The 17100-nt window shown below is 63.3% G+C and carries 20 protein-coding genes; 8 read left to right on the top strand and 12 right to left on the bottom strand.

Annotation, left to right across the window (positions count from 1 at the left end):
* The first annotated feature begins 66 nt into the window (after window positions 1-66).
* Window positions 67-957 (top strand): Rv0361 family membrane protein, encoded by an 891-nt coding sequence (locus tag V3587_RS13230; RefSeq protein WP_283376823.1) that lies wholly within the window; start codon window positions 67-69, stop codon window positions 955-957.
* A 98-nt stretch (window positions 958-1055) separates the two neighbouring features.
* Here V3587_RS13230 and fbaA read toward each other — a convergent pair whose 3' ends face one another.
* Window positions 1056-2093, bottom strand: coding sequence for a class II fructose-bisphosphate aldolase (gene fbaA / locus V3587_RS13225; RefSeq protein ID WP_095972438.1), 1038 nt, complete (start codon window positions 2091-2093; stop codon window positions 1056-1058).
* Between the two features lie 203 nt (window positions 2094-2296).
* On the opposite strand from fbaA, the gene V3587_RS13220 reads away from it, so the two are divergent.
* Complete coding sequence (locus V3587_RS13220; protein ID WP_003944390.1) at window positions 2297-3034, top strand: VTT domain-containing protein; 738 nt, start codon at window positions 2297-2299, stop codon at window positions 3032-3034.
* Window positions 3035-3063: 29 nt separating this feature from the next.
* Window positions 3064-3726, top strand: coding sequence for a DedA family protein (locus V3587_RS13215; RefSeq protein WP_003944306.1), 663 nt, complete (start codon window positions 3064-3066; stop codon window positions 3724-3726).
* Between the two features lie 11 nt (window positions 3727-3737).
* Here V3587_RS13215 and V3587_RS13210 read toward each other — a convergent pair whose 3' ends face one another.
* Entirely contained in the window at window positions 3738-4865 is a 1128-nt protein-coding gene (locus tag V3587_RS13210) for a GTP-binding protein (RefSeq protein ID WP_283376824.1), read from the bottom strand.
* A gap of 44 nt (window positions 4866-4909) precedes the next feature.
* Entirely contained in the window at window positions 4910-6262 is a 1353-nt protein-coding gene (locus tag V3587_RS13205) for an LLM class flavin-dependent oxidoreductase (protein WP_124567313.1), read from the bottom strand.
* 91 nt (window positions 6263-6353) lie between these two features.
* On the opposite strand from V3587_RS13205, the gene V3587_RS13200 reads away from it, so the two are divergent.
* Window positions 6354-7349 (top strand): GNAT family N-acetyltransferase, encoded by a 996-nt coding sequence (locus V3587_RS13200; RefSeq protein ID WP_283376825.1) that lies wholly within the window; start codon window positions 6354-6356, stop codon window positions 7347-7349.
* Here V3587_RS13200 and V3587_RS13195 read toward each other — a convergent pair.
* The 5 genes from V3587_RS13195 to V3587_RS13175 form a co-directional block, all read right to left on the bottom strand.
* Window positions 7312-8019, bottom strand: a complete 708-nt coding sequence (locus V3587_RS13195; protein ID WP_235171555.1) for an alpha/beta fold hydrolase — start codon at window positions 8017-8019, stop codon at window positions 7312-7314. The genes V3587_RS13200 and V3587_RS13195 overlap by 38 nt on opposite strands.
* An 11-nt stretch (window positions 8020-8030) precedes the next feature.
* Entirely contained in the window at window positions 8031-9152 is a 1122-nt protein-coding gene (locus V3587_RS13190; RefSeq protein WP_003944321.1) for a glycoside hydrolase family 76 protein, read from the bottom strand.
* A 57-nt stretch (window positions 9153-9209) separates the two neighbouring features.
* Window positions 9210-9902 carry a TrmH family RNA methyltransferase gene (locus tag V3587_RS13185; RefSeq protein WP_200314221.1) on the bottom strand — a complete coding sequence of 231 codons (693 nt, stop codon included), beginning with the start codon at window positions 9900-9902 and terminating at the stop codon, window positions 9210-9212.
* Window positions 9902-10501 carry a DUF6636 domain-containing protein gene (locus tag V3587_RS13180; RefSeq protein ID WP_095972443.1) on the bottom strand — a complete coding sequence of 200 codons (600 nt, stop codon included), beginning with the start codon at window positions 10499-10501 and terminating at the stop codon, window positions 9902-9904. Before V3587_RS13180 ends, V3587_RS13185 begins: the two co-directional genes overlap by 1 nt.
* Window positions 10502-10568: 67 nt before the next feature.
* Window positions 10569-11351, bottom strand: coding sequence for an SDR family oxidoreductase (locus V3587_RS13175; RefSeq protein ID WP_192712069.1), 783 nt, complete (start codon window positions 11349-11351; stop codon window positions 10569-10571).
* A 34-nt stretch (window positions 11352-11385) separates the two neighbouring features.
* Between V3587_RS13175 and V3587_RS13170 the strand changes: the two genes are divergently transcribed.
* Window positions 11386-11829, top strand: a complete 444-nt coding sequence (locus tag V3587_RS13170) for a hypothetical protein (RefSeq protein WP_283376826.1) — start codon at window positions 11386-11388, stop codon at window positions 11827-11829.
* Window positions 11830-11833: 4 nt separating this feature from the next.
* Here the strand turns inward: V3587_RS13170 and V3587_RS13165 are convergent, their stop codons facing one another.
* Both V3587_RS13165 and V3587_RS13160 read right to left on the bottom strand, forming a co-directional pair.
* The gene (locus V3587_RS13165) at window positions 11834-12547 is read right to left on the bottom strand and encodes a lysoplasmalogenase (RefSeq protein WP_283376827.1); all 714 of its coding nucleotides are present in this window, start codon (window positions 12545-12547) and stop codon (window positions 11834-11836) included.
* A gap of 49 nt (window positions 12548-12596) precedes the next feature.
* The gene (locus V3587_RS13160; RefSeq protein ID WP_095972446.1) at window positions 12597-13277 is read right to left on the bottom strand and encodes a lysophospholipid acyltransferase family protein; all 681 of its coding nucleotides are present in this window, start codon (window positions 13275-13277) and stop codon (window positions 12597-12599) included.
* Window positions 13278-13340: 63 nt separating this feature from the next.
* On the opposite strand from V3587_RS13160, the gene V3587_RS13155 reads away from it, so the two are divergent.
* From V3587_RS13155 to V3587_RS13145, 3 genes are read left to right on the top strand one after another with little or no spacing between them, the layout of a single operon-like run.
* On the top strand, window positions 13341-13904 hold the full coding sequence (locus tag V3587_RS13155) for a TetR/AcrR family transcriptional regulator (protein WP_283376828.1): 564 nt from the start codon (window positions 13341-13343) through the stop codon (window positions 13902-13904).
* Window positions 13905-13937: 33 nt separating this feature from the next.
* On the top strand, window positions 13938-14381 hold the full coding sequence (locus V3587_RS13150) for a MarR family winged helix-turn-helix transcriptional regulator (RefSeq protein WP_095972448.1): 444 nt from the start codon (window positions 13938-13940) through the stop codon (window positions 14379-14381).
* A gap of 23 nt (window positions 14382-14404) precedes the next feature.
* Window positions 14405-15661, top strand: coding sequence for an MFS transporter (locus V3587_RS13145; RefSeq protein WP_003944384.1), 1257 nt, complete (start codon window positions 14405-14407; stop codon window positions 15659-15661).
* 51 nt (window positions 15662-15712) lie between these two features.
* On the opposite strand, the gene pyrE is transcribed toward V3587_RS13145, so the two are convergent.
* Together pyrE and V3587_RS13135 are read right to left on the bottom strand one after the other, a co-directional pair.
* Window positions 15713-16246 carry an orotate phosphoribosyltransferase gene (pyrE, locus tag V3587_RS13140; protein WP_003944385.1) on the bottom strand — a complete coding sequence of 178 codons (534 nt, stop codon included), beginning with the start codon at window positions 16244-16246 and terminating at the stop codon, window positions 15713-15715.
* 50 nt (window positions 16247-16296) lie between these two features.
* Complete coding sequence (locus tag V3587_RS13135; protein ID WP_095972449.1) at window positions 16297-17097, bottom strand: SDR family NAD(P)-dependent oxidoreductase; 801 nt, start codon at window positions 17095-17097, stop codon at window positions 16297-16299.
* Window positions 17098-17100 lie beyond the last annotated feature (3 nt).

Genomic DNA, 17100 nt, shown 5'->3' with positions numbered 1-17100 from the left:
TATGCAGGCTACATACCGGTCGTTACCCTGACATGGTCATTGCTGCATAAGACCGAAGGGTTACCCGTGCCGGACTCGAAAGACGACAACTCGACAAAGAGCGCAGCCCCGAAGGGTGCGCCCGAGAAGTCGGCCCCGACCGAACCTGCGACTGTGGCGATCCAGAAGGCAGACAAGAACTCGAAGGCCGGCAAGGATTCGAAGGCAGACGGCGACGCCAAGGCCGCTAGTGCGCCAACGGTCGCGATCCCCAAGGCAACTCAGGCTCCCACGGCAACTCCGGCTCCCACGGCAACTCCGGCACCCACAGCAGCCCCGACACCCCAGCCGAAACCGGAGCCCGCCACCGTCGCGATTCCGAAAGCCTCGCGGCCGACACCACCGCCCCGGCAAGCTCCGACCCCACCACCACCGGCGCCGCAGCGCGCCGCGCCTCAACGTGTTGGTGCCGCAGCGACCCCACCTCCGGCCCAGCCGATGCCGACCCGTATCGAGCCCGCCGCGCCGGAGAAGACCAAGCGCAGCGGCAAGGGCTGGTACATCGCGGCAGCAGCGGCCGGCGTGGCCGTCCTCGCGGCGATCGGCGTCGCCGTATTCGTCTCGTCCAACAGCGGTAGCGGTGAAAGCTCACCCGAAGCCCAGGTCCAGACCGCCATCTCGACGTACGTCGACGCTCTGCAGACCGGCGATCTGGCAACGCTGCGAACGTCGACCTGTGGGGCGTTGGGCGAGTACTACCGCACCATTCCCGACACGGCGTTCGCTCAGGTCCACGACAATGCCGTCGCGCAGAAGACGATCCCGCAGGTCGGGGCTGTCGACGCGGTTCGCATCACCGACGACACCGCGATCGCTCAGGTCCAGGCAAGTTTGCCGAGCACGGGCGAGCAGTCATGGCGCACATTCGACCTCGAGCGCCAGGACGGCACGTGGAAGGTCTGCGATCCCAGCAAGTAACTACCTGAACAGACAATGAGTACCTGAACAGACAATGCGCGCCGGCGAGAATTTCGCCGGCGCGCATTTTGTTCTGTGTAGCTCAGTTGTGAAGCCGATCAGCCTGCCGAGACCGAGCGTCCGGCCGACTTCAGGTCGTTGCACGCCTCGACGACGCGGGCCGTCATGCCTGCTTCGGCCTTCTTGAGGTAGCTGCGCGGGTCGTATGCCTTCTTGTTTCCGACCTCGCCGTCGACCTTGAGGACGCCGTCGTAGTTGGTGAAGAAGTGTCCTGCGATCGGACGGGAGAACGCGTACTGGGTGTCGGTGTCGACGTTCATCTTGACGACGCCGAAGTTCAGCGAGTCCTCGATCTCCGACTTCAGCGATCCCGATCCACCGTGGAAGACGAAGTCGAAGGGCTGCGAACCGGAAGCCAGGCCGAGCTTGGCAGCGGCGACCTTCTGGCCCTCTTCGAGAACCTCGGGCTTGAGCTTGACGTTGCCCGGCTTGTAGACGCCGTGGACGTTGCCGAAGGTGGCAGCGAGCAGGTACTTGCCCTGGTCACCGATGCCCAGAGCGTCGACCGTCTTCTCGAAGTCCTCGCTCGAGGTGTAGAGCTTGTCGTTGATCTCGGCCTCGACGCCGTCTTCTTCGCCGCCGACGACGCCGATCTCGACCTCGAGGATGATGCGTGCAGCCTTCGAGAGGGCGAGCAGTTCCTTGGCGATGGCCAGGTTCTCGTCGATCGGGATAGCCGAGCCGTCCCACATGTGCGACTGGAACAGCGGGTTACGACCGGCGTCGACGCGCTCCTGCGAGATCGCGAGCAGCGGACGCACGTAGGTGTCCAGCTTGTCCTTCGGGCAGTGGTCGGTGTGCAGCGCGATGGTGACGTCGTACTTTGCGGCGATCACGTGTGCGAACTCGGCGAGCGCAACAGCACCGGTGACCATGTCCTTGACGCCCAAACCGGAACCGAACTCGGCGCCGCCCGTCGAGAACTGGATGATGCCGTCACTGCCGGCGTCCGCGAAGCCCTTGATGGCTGCGTTGATGGATTCGGAGCCGACACAGTTGATGGCGGGGAAGGCAAAGGAATGCTCCTTGGCCCGACCAAGCATCTCGGCATAGACCTCGGGAGTTGCGATAGGCACGGCGGGAGTCCTCCATATACGTGTCGTTCGGAGCGCTCGGCGATGTGAAAGCGCTTCGTGTGGTCCTAGCAGTATGGCAAGTCCGACTCGTCACGTCTCTTTGCGGTCTCGGCCACCACACAAGCCCGGTATCAGTCACCGCCGCCGACGCGATGACCTGCGGTGGTGGGAAACACTCAGATTCGGCCGGTACTCTGGCCCCCGTGAATGTGCAGGCAGCAACTGAATCCGTGACGAACCTGGCCTTGCTGCCCGGCTTCCTCGATCCCGTGAACCTCTTGAATTCCTTCGGAACGTGGGTTCTGGTGGGATTGCTTCTGGTGGTCTTCATCGAATCCGGCCTGCTGTTTCCGCTCTTGCCCGGCGATTCGCTCCTCTTCACCGCGGGGCTGATCGCGGCTTCCAAGTCCACCGAGATCGAACCGTTCGCACCTCTGTGGGTGCTCTTGGTGACCATTCCGATCGCCGCGATTCTGGGCGACCAAGTCGGGTTCTACATAGGCGCCAAGGGCGGAACTGCCCTGTTCAAGACGGACGACGCGCGGTTCTTCAAGAAGAAGTACATCGACGAGTCGCACGCCTTCTTCGAAAAGCACGGCCCGATCACCATTATCCTGGCTCGGTTCGTGCCGATCGTGCGTACTTTTGCACCGGTGGTCGCCGGTGCTTCGAAGATGAAGTACTCACTGTTCCTGACCTACAACATCGTCGGCGGCATCCTGTGGGGTGCCGGTGTGACTTTGCTCGGCTACCTCCTGGGGCAGATCGAATTCATCCGCGACAATGTCGACTACATCTTCATCTTGATCGTCCTGGTGTCGGTTCTGCCGATCGTCTTCGAAATCGGAAAGCGAATTCTGGCGTCGAGACGTGGTGAAACGGCGAATACTTCCACTACGGACAATTCGACGGTGACAGTCCCCGAAGACCCCACCCCCTGATTGCAGAACGAGGCGAAGAACTGACCACGATGACGCTCGCATCCGGCAGTTTCTCCCCACTCGAGACTGCCGGGCCTCTGTTGGTCTGGATCATCGTCGTCACGTTCGTCTTCATCGAGTGCGCGATCATCCTCGGATTGTTTCTGCCCGGTGATTCGCTACTGATCACAGCCGGAATCGTGCTTGCCGGTCACGAATCCGGTGCAGGCCACGTGTGGGCGCTGTCGGTGGGCGCGATGATTGCCGCCATTGCGGGTAACCAGGTCGGGTACGTCATCGGCCACCGAACCGGCAATCACATCAAAGCCCGCAAGGGCGGCAAGTACTTCACCGAGAAGAATTTGCACCGCGTCAACATCTTGTTGGAAAAACACGGGTTCTGGGCGGTCCTGATTGCCCGCTGGGTTCCGTGGGTGCGCACCCTGTGCCCGATGGTCGCCGGCGCAGCCAAGATGAACCACACGCGCTACACCATCGCGAGCACCATCGGCGCGATCATCTGGGCGCCGGTGCTCTTGCTGCTCGGTTTCTACGGTGGCTCTTTCCTCGATCGCGTTCCGTGGTTGCTACCCGCCGTGCTGATCGTGATGATGGTCAGCCTGGTCATCGGTACCGCGTTGGGTATCTGGCAGTACCGCAAGGAGATGGCCCGCCCCGCCGAAGACGTCGAGGTCGAAGAAGTCCTCGACTAGAAGCGCACGGCTCAGTGCCCGTGGCTCCGGTCCCACGCCGGTAGCGGGTCCTCGTAGCGCGTCCAGGCCCGCGGCCCTTCGCGTAGTTCGTCATCGGTCAGCAGGGCTGGATCGAGGATTCGTGACGGCGCCGCCGGGTCGAGTTTCACTCCGATGAACACGATCTCCTGCCCCGGTACCTCCGCTGCCGACGCCCACAGTTGAGCCGGTTCGATGACGAGGTTGGGGCCTGCCTGCGACCAGATCGCGGCGAACTCGGGCCGACTCGCGATCCAGCAGAAGCCTTTGCTTCGCAAGAGGCCCGCGAACTGACCGAGCGCAGCCTCGAGCCTGGACGGATGAAAGGGGCGCGAGGCGCGATACGTGACGCTGCGTATTCCGTATTCCTCGGTTTCCGGAGTGTGCCCACCGGCCAGTTCCTCGTCCCAACCGGGTACTTGCGCAGCGAGTTCCGGGTTGTAGAGACCGGTTTCGAGGACGCGATCGAGGGTGACTTTGCCGTGGTCGGTGCGAATCAGTTGCGCGGTGGGGTTGAGCCTGCGGAGCGTTGCCTCGACGGTTCCCGCCGCCCGCTGGCTCACCAAGTCGGTCTTGTTCAGCAAGATGACGTCGGCGAACTCCACCTGATCGACCAGGAGATCGGAGATGCTGCGTCCGTCCCCCTCCCCGGCTTCGAGGTTGCGCTCGTCCAGTCGCTCGCCTTTTGCCAGCTCGCCGAGGAAGGTCGAAGCGTCCACCACGGTCACCATCGTGTCGAGCTTCGCGAGCGAGCCGAGGCTGAAGCCGTCCTCGAATTCCCAGTCGAAGGTGGCTGCCACCGGCATCGGTTCGGAGATGCCGGTGGATTCGATCACCAACTGATCGAATTGCCCCTCTCGGGCCAGAGCGCCGACGGCGTCGATCAGATCCTCACGCAGCGTGCAGCAGATGCATCCGTTGGTCAGCTCGACCAACTTCTCCTCGGTGCGATCGAGGTGGCCCTGGCCTGCGACCAGGGCCGCGTCGATGTTGATCTCGCTCATGTCGTTGACGATGACGGCGACCCGCAGACCGTCGCGATTGGCGAGGATGTGGTTGAGGAGTGTGGTCTTGCCTGCGCCCAGAAATCCGGACAGCACGGTCACAGGTAGCTGCTTCATTCCTTAATGATAACCATTGTCATTATCGACAACGGGAAGCGGGCCTACTGCACTGCGGACGCACTCCCAGAGAACTGGCTCTCGGGCCTCGGCAAACCGAAATGATCGCGAAGCGTCGTACCCGAGTATTCGGTCCGGAACAAACCGCGATCCTGCAGGATCGGAACCACACGCTCGGTGAAGATCTCGAGCCCACCCGGGTAGTACGGCGGCATGACGTTGAATCCGTCAGCAGCACCGCTGGTGAACCACTCCTCGATCGTGTCGGCCACCTGCTCGGCGGTTCCGGCAAATACCCGATGTCCGCGCGCACCCGCCAAACGATGAAGCAGACCCCGAACCGTCGGACGCTCACGCTCGACAATGCCGGCAATCACCTGCAATCTGCTTTGCTTGTTGTCGGTGACATCACCTGCCGCCGCGAACAATTCGACGGGAACCGGCGCATCCAGTTCCAGATTCCGAACATCGGTTCCGGTGAGTGCACCGAGCTGCGCGAGCCCGTACTCCGGCGAAGTCAACTCGTTGAACTCGCGCTCGAGTGCCTTGGCCTGCTCTTCGGTGTCACCGATGAACGGGCTGATTCCGGGCAGGATCTTGACGTGATCGGGGTTGCGCCCGAACTGAGCGGCCCTCGACTTGATGTCGGTGTAGAACGCCTGAGCATCGGAAAGTCTCTGGTGCGCTGTGAAAATCGCCTCCGCGTACTGACCGGCAAACGCGCGACCGTCGTTGGACGCACCGGCCTGCACCAGCACCGGGTATCCCTGCGGCGTTCGCGGTGCGTTGAACGGTCCCCGCACCCGAAGATGCCGGCCGACGTAATTGATCTCGTGAATCTTGCTTCTGTCCGCGTAAATTCCGTTCTCCCGGTCCAGCCTGATCGCGTCGTCCTCCCAGCTGTCCCACAAGCGCACCACCGCGTCGACGAATTCCCGTGCACGCGAGTACCGGTCACCGTGGTCCGGATGCTTGGCCAGTCCGAAGTTGGCTGCTGCCAGGTCGGTGCCGGTGGTGACGATGTTCCACCCCGCGCGTCCGTTGGAGATGTGGTCGAGCGAGGCGAACAGCCGAGCCAGGTTGTACGGCTCGTAGTACGTCGTCGACGCCGTCGCGATCAAACCGATCCGCTCGGTCGCTACTGCGATGGCTGTCAACAAGGTGATCGGCTCCAACGTCCCCGCTGGACCGTGCTCGACGTCGCTGCGCAACGCGGGACCGTCGGCGAAGAAGATTCCGTCGAACTTCGCTGCCTCAGCTGTGCGCGCGATCTCCTGGAAATAGGTGACGTCGAACAGTCGTTCCGGGGTTGTCCACGGATGACGCCACGCCGCTTCGTGATGGCCGGCGGGGTGGATGAACGCGTTGAGGCTCAGTTGGCGCGGAGAATCAGACATGCCTGAATGCTGGCAACTGCCGCCGCCGTCCGACAGGGTTAGGGTTCGCGTGATTCCAACTCAGGGTGGGCAGCTCGGTATCGTCACAAGGGTGAGCCGCGTAGTCGTAGCCGAGTTCGTACCGTCCGAGGACTCGGCACCTGTTCTTCGGCAATGGTGTGAGGTGTTCTCCGAAGGTCAACGCCGGCTCTCCGGAACTGCGCCGACAGCGGCGGTCCTGGCGGACATGATCGAGGCCGAAGGCGATTCGATCGATGTGTGGCGTTGGATCGCACGCGACGCCGACACCGACGAGGTTCTCGGTATCGCCCAGGCACGACGAAATTCAGCCGAAGCCGATCTCGCAGAGTTTCGGATGTACGTGACGCCCCATGCGCAGCGACGAGGAGTAGGACGAGCGTGTTCCGAACTCGTCGAGGTCGACATCACCGGGTTCGGCGTGCGGAGAATCAGGGTCACCGCGCTCGTGGGAAGTGCGGCCGAACACTTCCTGCACAAGTTCGACGGCCATCGTGTGCTGCTTCGACTGGCCAACCAGGTGCAGCACCTCAGCCCTCCCACCGCAGAAAGCGATCGCCCCGGCTATCGAATCGTCAGTTGGCGCAACCGAACCCCCGACGAGCTTGTCCACTCCTTCGCGGAGGCATTGAATCGACTTCTCGACGCACCGGGCGCCGAACTGCAGATGCCCGAACGTAATTGGGGAGCCGACGAGGTCAGATCCTGGGAACAGAAGATGACGGGTGACTCTCAGATACTCCTGGTGTGCTGCGCGGTCGACGGCGTCGGCGAAGTGGCCGCAGCGACAGTAGTGACGGTGGACGAGCACGACTGCACCCACGCTTCGCAGCACGACACCGTGGTACTTCCCCAACATCGCGGGCATGGCCTCGCTCAGTGGGTCAAGGAGCAACAAGCGGCTGTGTTGGCAGCTGAATTTCCTTTGCTGCAAAAGATTCACACGACGGTGAACACGGAAAATCATCCGATGCTGACCGTCAATCGGAGCCTGGGATATCGGACTGTTGCGGAGCGGATCCTGGTGGAGATCAGGAGAGTCGAGAGTGCGTCGCACAAGCCTCGGTGACGCTCGTCCTCCACAGGCCCGGGTGCGACTGCCAGAAGTTGTGCGCGACACCGTCGACGATCTCGAAACTACCGTTCGGCACCAGCGCGGCCAGTTGCTGCAACGGCCACGACGGGCGAATGTCGTCGGCTGCCGCGAGAAATGTCATGGGCACGGGTGAGTCGGCCAACTGCCGAAACAGCTGTGGTTCATGAATCCATTCGACGAACGATTCTTGAAGCGATTGCCAGACAACAGGTTCCCAAGGTATCTGCGGGTCCGGCTCGATCCCCGCTTCGTACTGCTTCGACCATGTCCGGTCCTTGTGGAGGCCGTGCCCCGCGATTCCGACGACGCCGGACACCGATTCCGGACAGTCGAGTGCGTACCGCACTGCCAAGTCGGATCCCCACGAGTGCCCCAACACGACCCAGCTGTCGATCTCGAAGGTGCGCCGGACCAGTTCGAGGTCCGAAACCGCCTGCGTCATCGAATGAGCGCCGCCTCGGGACCGACCTACTCCGCGCGGCTCAGGGCACCACGCGCGCATTCCTTCAGGGACCAGCTCGTCGTGAGCAAGATAGTGAACGCATCCCGGGCCGCCGGAGAGAACCAGAACGTCCGACCCCGACCCACCGACGTCGATGTGAAGACGAACGCCGTCGGTGTCGATCACGTGCCGGGATTCCATGACGGAAAAGCCTAGCGCTTACGCGGGTATCCAGCCGCCGAGACGACAAAAGCCGCTTCCATGAGCATCCACCCACCCACCTGCACCGAGAGGTCTCGCTCGGGGACGCTCGACGAGCGCACCGTTCCGGCGGCGAAGGTGGCGATGTCGCCGGACAGACTCGGCAACTGAGCATCCTTGGTCCAGTCGTGCCCGAACAGCGGCAGACCTTCGATCTGCAGTCTGTTGTTCCAGGCGGCTTCGGCGGAGGACAGAACGATCTGCGCTGCGAGTTCGCGCGCTCGCAGGTCCTCGTGCGTCTCCCAGGACAGGTTCACCACCACAAACGCGAGGTAGCGGGCCAGGATTGCGTTGAACAATCCGCCGTCGCCTCCGCCGCCGCCCGTGATGACTCCGTACTCGGTCATGCCGTCGTACACGGCATCGACGAGTTTGTGGACTCGCTCGCGGTGACGCGGCTCGCCCAATCGCGTCGACAACTCGGTTTCCAACCCCAGCGTGACGCCTTGACAGTACGAGTAGATCGCGCGCTCGAGGGTGCCGTCGCGGCGGATACCGTCGAAGATCAGTCCGGAGTCCGGATCCCGCAGCGTTTCGTCGATCCAGTCGGCCGTTGCTTGCGCACGCCAGAGTTTTCCGGTGCGCGCCAGCATGATTCCGGCGGGTCCGTTTGCCGGGGTGTTGTAGAAGTCGGAACCTTTGCACCACGGAATGCCGCCGCCGTCGGCCGGGGACCACGAATCGAAGAGTTGCGATTCGAGCGCCTGGACCGCGGTCCGGTGATCGACCGAGAACATGCGTTGAGCACGTTCGAGCGAGAGGCCCAGCCACGCCATGTCGTCGTAGTAGTTGTTGGTCCACGCCGAGACGTTGCGGACCCGCACACTGCGGGCAACCTTCGCCACCCGGCGACGACGCTTGGGCGTCGGGTCACGTTCGAGTGCGTCGATTGCAGTATCGAGCAGGTGCGCCTGCCACCAGTAGTGCCAGGGCTTGAACATCCGCTCGCGCCGAACTGCAGGCCAGGCAACCACGCCGAGTGCTGTCCGGGGCATCCCCCACAGGCGCCGAAGGTGACGACTGACTATCGCGCCCTCAGCCGCATCGGCCCGCTCTGCCCACACTTCCTGCATAACTACCTATCCTGTCTGGTCGAGCCGCTACGCGCTAGCCGGAATACGAGAGCGAGATCAGCGGGAATCGGCGAGATCGGCATGCTCACGGACCCACGCGTGCATCGCGATACCGGCCGCGACTCCGGCGTTGATGCTGCGGGTCGACCCGAATTGCGCGATCGAGACCGTCATGGACGCAACCTCTTTCGCATGATCGGTCACTCCGGGGCCTTCTTGACCGAACAGCAGGATGCACTCTCGCGGCAGGCTTGCCGTTTCCAGCGGCACCGACCCCGGAGTGTTGTCGACGGCCACGATCGTGAGTGAATTCTCACGGGCGTACTCGACGAGTTCGCCGATGTCGGCGTGGTGAACGATGTGCTGGTATCGATCGGTCACCATGGCGCCCCGCCGATTCCAGCGCCGACGCCCCACGATGTGGACGGCGGCTGCGGCAAACGCGTTGGCCGTGCGGACTACCGTGCCGATGTTGGCGTCGTGCGCGAAGTTCTCGATGGCGACATGCATCGTGTGACGGCGCGAGTCGATGTCCTCGACTATCGCTTCCCGCGTCCAGTACCGGTACTCGTCCAAGACGTTTCGACGATCACCCTCGACCAGCAGCACCGGGTCGTAGCGCTCGTCGGTCGGCGGTTCCGTGTCGTGTTCCTCGGCCCACGGTCCGACACCGTTGGGATTCTCGCCCCACTCGGTGGGTCCCGGTTCACCGGCCCCGCCGGAGACGTCGTCGGCTGCGACTTCGGTCATCAGAACACCTCGTTGGAATCTGCAGCCACGGTGAAGCCGTGCGTGGTCTGATCGTTGACACACGAGACGTCTGTCGCGGTGGTCGTGCAGGTGAAACCCAGTTTGCTCAGCGGTTGACCGGCGGCCAACACCGGATCGGCGTCGGGGCCGCCGGAGGTGTACACCTCACCGCCCGAACACATGAAAGCACCTTCGCCCTCGTCGGTGACGCGAATGCCGTTGCCCCAGTTGACCATGCAGCTTTCCGGCCGCGGCGGGACCGGGGTGGTCGTTCCCTCGCACCCGGCTTCGATTCTGGTGGGCAACTTGATGATGCCGCACTGGAAGTTACCGTCGGGAGTGGTGAAGTAGTACGACTCGTTGCGCTCGAACTGCACGTCCGTGAGCGTCGTCGTCGGCGGCAGCGTCGTGGTCGGTGGTTCGGTGGTCGTGGTGACGACGGGCGCGACGGTGGTTGTTGTCGTCGGTGTCGCGGTCGTGGTGGTCGAACTGGGCTGCGCCGCTACGGTCGGTGCCGAATCCGCCTCCCCGCCGCACCCTGCGAGCACGAGCGCCGATCCGACGCCCAACAACACGAACCCCACCCGAACACGAACCACCCGACTACCTCCACACACGTCACCTTGGCCCAGCAACAGCCGACAGTGCACTCTATCGTGCGGCCGACTAAGTGCTGGTGACGCGCTTGTTCATCAGCCGTGAGAGCCACGCGGGCGAGAACCGCGACGCACTGAGGAAGAGCTTCGCCTGAGTTCCGACCGGGTAGTGAACCTTGTGCATCCGTCCGGCGCCGCGTGTGGCCGCCCACAGTTCCTGCGCGACGTCGGTTGCAGTCAGCTTGATACCCAACGATCTGGTGGCTCCGGTGTCCATTCCAGTGACCATCGCGGTCTGGACGAACAACGGCCAGAGCGCGAGAACACGGATGTCGTGCTGTGCCCATTCCAGATCGAGCGCCTCGGTCAGGCCGCGGATCGCGAACTTGGTTGCACCGTACGTCGCCAGTTCGGGCTGGCCGTAGATCGCCGAAGCGGAGCACAGATTGACCACCTGGGCGCCGACGGTATCGCGGAGGTACGGGAAAGCCGTGTACGTGCCGTTGAGGGTGCCGGTGATGTTGATGTCGACCATCCGGCGATGCGCCGCAAGAGAAATATCCTCGAACCGTCCCGAGGAGAGCACGCCCGCATTGTTGATCAGGATGTCCAGACGCCCGGACTCCCCGGCAAAATCGGCCAGACACTGCGCCCATCCGTCCGGATCGGTGACGTCCAGGACACCTGTCACGACACTGCCGCCGAAACCGTCGATCTCGGCCTGCAAGGAGGCAAGGCCGGCGTCGTCGATGTCGAACGCACCGACGCGGTATCCGTTGCGCGCGAACAACAGCGACGTCTCCCGCCCGATTCCAGCCGCAGCACCGGTGATGAAGACGTTCGGTTCGCTCATCCGGTCAGGCTATCCTGGATGTGGAGGAAATCTGATGAATCACCGTCGCGTCGTACACACCGTGTGTTTCATCGCGGTGGGGCATCTGATCGTGCTCGCCGTGTGGCTCGGATGGCTGGTCGAGCACACCCCACCTGGCACGCTGCCCTATCAGATCGGCGGGTTGCTCGCCGCTTTCGGCTCGGTTCTCGGATTCGGAATGGCATGGGCCAACCGCCCGACCCGCGCCGAGCGCAAACTCGAAAAGCACGGCCTCGAAGGGTGGGCACGAATCGACACCGTCACACCCCTGCGCCGAACTGTCGACGGCGAATTGGCCAAGCTCGCACTCCACCTCACGGTTCCAGGTTCCGATTCGTACTCGGGCCGGATCGAGTACGAGATCCGACCCGAGTACAAAGACAAGATCACTCCCGGATCCACGGTCACCGTCATGGTGGACCCGAAGAACCGAGACCGAATCATGCTGTGCCCGTGAAAGACTAGACGCTCTTCTTGCGTCCCAGCGCCAACATGCCTTCCACCAGCATCAGCTGCGCTCCCGCGTACGACGCCAGGATCACACCCTCGGCAGCAGCGCGGCCGGCGGTCCCGCGGATGAACAGACGACGCACCACGATCAGCCCGTCGGACGCGGTGAAGAGCACTCCGCCCAATCCGAGCCACGAGCGTCGATCCTTGTTCGGGACGACCACGTCGAGCACGGCCTTCGATTGCGGTGCCAGAGCGGGGTCCGCCGACAACGTCGAGGTGGTTCCCAACATCAATCCGTATCCGGTGAGCGGCGTCGACACGCTCGGCGCCTTGGCACGGAGCAGACCGGACGCCGTCGACCAACCGCTGATGCGGGGCCGCATGGCAGCGCGGGTCGGCCGAGCGCCGCGCCGCAGCAGGAGCGCCGAGTAACTGGCCTGCATCACCGCGAACGAGGACGCGCCCTTGATCAGACGAGCATCGTTGTCCGGGTCGATCATGAACACGTCGCCGACAGTCGCAGCGGCGAGGCCGGCCAGAAGCAGTGCGGTATCGGCAGTTTCCGTCTCCGAGCGCTTGCGCAGCACTCGGGCAGCGAGGGCGGGTGCAATCAGGGGCTTCGCGATCTGCTGAACCCGCTCGTTACCGACTACTGCCCCGACCACGGTCGCTGCCGTCGCCGCCGCAAAAACTGCGTGCTCGATGCCCCACTTGCCCGCCATCACAATCCTCCTGTTGGTTACACGTCCAACAGCGACCGTACTGGGTCACTCAGGCGGCATCGCCGGATTTGACGTCCGCGCCGTAGACATCGACGTATTCCTGCCCCGATTGCTCACAGAGAACCGTCATCAATTCGTCCGTCGCCGCGCGCACGACGGCCTGGTAGCCCCGAAGTTCGCGGTACCGCGAGAAGTCGATCGGCTCCCCTACCGTGATCCGGACCTTGCTGAAGCGCCACATCCGCGTCCCCGGCGGGTTGACGGCGTCGCCGCCGTGCACGACGACGGGAATGACCGGTGCTCCGGTTTCCAGGGCAACGCGAATCGCTCCGGTCTTTCCCTTGTACAGGCACCCGTCGGGTGATCGCGTTCCCTCGGGATAGATCCCCCAGACCCCGCCCTTGTCGAGAATTCCGATGGCCGTGTCCAACGCCGCACGGGAGGCGTCGGCGCCGCTACGATCGATCGGCACCTGACCCGCCCCACCGAAGAACCAGCGCTGCATCGCGCCCTTCACACCGGTCCCGGTGAAATATTCACTCTTCGCGACGAAGGTGATGCGTCGGCGCACCATGAGAACCAGGAAGAACGAGTCGACGACTGCCCGATGGTTGCCGGCGAGAATCACCGGCCCCTTCTTGGGGATGTGGTGCTGGCCCTCGATCGTCGGCCGCCCGAACAGCCAGAGGACCGGGCCGATCAGGACGTATTTGAACAGCCAGTAGAGCACAGGGCATCACCTTCTCCGTCTAGTAGACAGTGTCTACGTTCAAGATAGTAGACACTGTCTTCCATGACTGTCAGCAGCCTTCGCGAAACACTTGTCGCCACCGGCGTCGAGATTCTCGATGTCGACGGCGCCACGGAACTGACGCTACGGGAGATCGCGCGGCGCGCGGGCGTGTCGCACGGCGCCCCGCGGAGATACTTTCCGACCCACAACAGCCTGCTTGCCGCAATCGCCTCACACGGCCTGCGCGATCTCACCGACAGACTCGATCCCATCCTCGCCGGCAAACAACCCGCTCGTAGCCGATTGATCTCGGCAGCAATCGAATACGTGTCATTCGCCCAGGAGCGACCCGCAATGTTCGAGTTGATGTTCCGCCACGACCTCCTCGAGGGCGCAGGCAGCAACCTCCGGGAGTCTTCACTCCCACTCTTCGCCGCCCTGCAATCCCTGACCGACGAGGCCGACGCCTCCGATCCCACCACTTCCGCACTGAACATCTGGACGGGAACCCACGGCATCGCAGTGCTGGCGGCAAACCGAAGCCTCACGCTCGTCTACCCCGACCTCGACATCACAGCGCTGGTTACCACGACTGTGACGAACCACCTTTTACGGACTCGTTGATTTACATAGTTACCCTATGCAATAATATTTCTCGTGTCCGATGACCAGCAGCAACTGCACGAACTACTCGTCGACCTCGTGAGCAATACACACCGCTTCGCGAAGCTGGCAGGTTCGTTCGCGTCCGAGCAGTACCCACGCGCCTGGCTGCGCGCACTCTCACTTCTCGAGGAGTACGGCGAAATGCGCATCAGCGATTTCGCCCGGCTCGACAGATGCTCGCAGCCCTCCGCCACCGCATTGCTACGCAAACTCGGCGAACACGGTTACGTCGAACGCCGGGCCGACCCGGAGGACGCCCGCGCAGTGCGCGTCGCCATGACCGAGAAGGGTCGAAAGATATTGAACGACGGCCGAAACGAGATCGCCGACGCCCTGGTACCTCACTTCGTCGAACTCGAGCCCGAACAGATCAAGAAGCTGGCTGACGGATTGGCCGAATTACGCTCCATCATCAAGACTTCCGACCCCAGCTGAAATACCCACCACTGAAAAAGGAGGTGGCCGTGAGCAACACGACCGCGACATCAACGCACCAGAACGAGGCTCCGCCGAGCCTCCTGAAGCAACCGAAAGCGGTGTGGGCGGTAGCTTTTGCCAGCGTCATCGCCTTCATGGGCATCGGTTTGGTCGATCCGATCCTCAAGCCGATCGGCGAACAACTCGACGCCACACCGTCGCAGGTTTCGCTCCTGTTCACCAGCTACATGCTCGTGACCGGCGTGGCCATGCTCATCACCGGTGTGGTGTCCAGCCGCATCGGCGCCAAGAAAACACTTCTTGCAGGCCTTGCCATCATCATCGTGTTCGCTTCTCTGGCAGGCGCTTCCAGCACCATCGGGCAGATCGTCGGATTCCGTGCGGGCTGGGGACTCGGCAATGCACTGTTCATCGCAACGGCACTGGCGGCCATCGTCGGCGCGGCCAGCGGCGGCGTCGCACGTGCGATCATCCTGTACGAAGCTGCACTGGGCATCGGTATCGCGGTCGGACCGTTGGTCGGCGGCGTTCTCGGTGACATCAGCTGGCGCGCACCGTTCTTCGGCGTCGCAGCCTTGATGGCAGTTGCCTTCATTCTCATCGTCGTGATGCTTCCGAGCGCACCCAAGCCCGAACACCACACATCCATCGCTGCGCCGTTCCAGGCTCTGCGGCACCGCGGGCTACTCACTGTTGCCATCACCGCACTGCTCTACAACTACGGATTCTTCACGCTGCTCGCGTACACACCGTTCCCCCTCGACATGGGGGCGTACCCGATCGGATTCATCTTCTTCGGCTGGGGCCTGATGCTGGCGATCTCGTCGGTTTTCCTCGCCCCTCGCCTGCAAAGACGCTTCGGCACCCTACCGATGATGATGCTGGCGCTGACACTGTTCGCACTCGATCTCGGCATGATGGCGCTCTTCACCGAGAACAAGATCGTCCTGATCGTCGGCGTCGTCCTCGCCGGTTTGTTCCTCGGCGTGAACAACACACTCATCACCGAAACCGTCATGATCTCGGCTCCCGTGGAACGGTCGACCGCCTCGGCTGCTTACAGCTTCGTTCGATTCGTCGGCGGCGCCGCAGCCCCGTGGGTTGCCGGCAAGCTCGGCGAGTCCAACGTCCACATGCCGTTCTGGGTCGGCGCGGTGCTCACCCTCGCCGCCGTGTTCGTCCTGTCGAGCGGACGCAAGGTCCTCGCGCACGTCGACGACCACGATCCCGCGCCGCACAGCGTCGACGAAGCACTCGCCGTCACCGTCGGCGACTGACCCCTGTGAGTGGTTAAGGAGTGCAGGGACCCCTTAACCACTCACGGGGCGTCAGCTCAGGTTCAGATCTTCCAGGCCCAACAGCGAGCGGTACTCGACGCCCTCCGCACCGATCACCGCATCCGCACCCGTCGCGCGATCGACGACCGTCGCGACTCCGACCACGGTGGCCCCCGCCTCGCGCAGGGCCTTCACTGCTGTCAGCGGCGAATTGCCCGTGGTGGTCGTGTCCTCGACAACCAGGACACGCTTGCCCACGATGTCCGGGCCCTCGATCTGACGCTGCATCCCGTGTGCCTTGGCAGCTTTGCGAACGACGAACGCGTCGATCGGGCGTCCGGGAGCGTGCATCACCGCCATCGCAACCGGATCGGCGCCCATCGTCAAACCGCCGACGGCGTCGAAATCCCAGTCCGCGACCAGTTCACGCAGCAGCGAGCCGATCAGCGGCGCCGCCTTGTGGTGAAGTGTCGCGCGGCGAAGGTCGACGTAGTAATCGGCTTCCTTGCCCGAGGACAACGTCACCTTTCCGTGTACAACAGCCAATTCGCGCACCAGCGCAGCCAAATCCTCACGATCGCTCATGAGTGCTCAGCCTACCGACCACTGCCTTGTGTTCGGCTTCTGCCTCTGAGCTAGGTTCGCCCGCGGCCTCGGCCGACGATGTTCGTCAGCCGACGAACCAGACCCTTGGGAACCAGACGCCCAGCCGTGGTGAGGACCTTGTACTGGACTCCCGGAATGCTGATGACCTTGTCGTCACCGAGATCCTTCATCGACGCCGCAACCACCTGGTCGACGCTCAGCCACATCGGCTTGGGGATCGTGGACATCTCGATACCCGCACGCTCGTGGAACTCGGTGCGGATGAAGCCCGGGCACAGTGCCTGCACGCGCACTCCCGTTCCAGCCAACCCGCCGGACAGTCCCTCCGTGAACGAGATCACGTACGCCTTGCTTGCCGAGTACGTCGAACCGCGCCCGGACAACAGCCCCGCGACGCTCGCGACGTTGACGATCGTTCCGTGCGCCGACGCGATCATGCTGGGCAGCGCCGCGCGGGTCAGCCGCATCACGGCGGTGACGTTGACGTCGAGTTGCGACTGCAGCAGCGCCGGATCGGCGGTCCAGAACTCGCCGGAGGTGCCGAATCCGGCGTTGTTCACCAACACCTCGACGCCCTTCTCCAAACGAAGCGCGACCGTGTCGCGTCCGGCCTCGGATGCGAGATCGGCAACCAAAATCTCCGACTCGGTGCCGAACATCGTCTTCAGCTCGGACGCGAGGTCATGCAATCTGACCTCGTCACGCGCGACGAGAACCAGGTCGTATCCAAGGGAGGCGTATTTCTTGGCGAAACCGGCGCCGAGACCAGAGGTAGGTCCGGTCACCAGGGCAACGGGACGCACAGGGCGATCCGAGTGGGAAGTCGACATACC

Origin of the sequence: Rhodococcus sp. IEGM 1306 (assembly GCF_036541985.1) — a bacterium.
GTDB classification, from domain to species: Bacteria; Actinomycetota; Actinomycetes; order Mycobacteriales; family Mycobacteriaceae; genus Rhodococcus_F; species Rhodococcus_F qingshengii.
The sequence above is the reverse complement of the archived record's forward strand: the minus strand, read 5'-3'. Positions and strand labels throughout refer to the sequence as shown.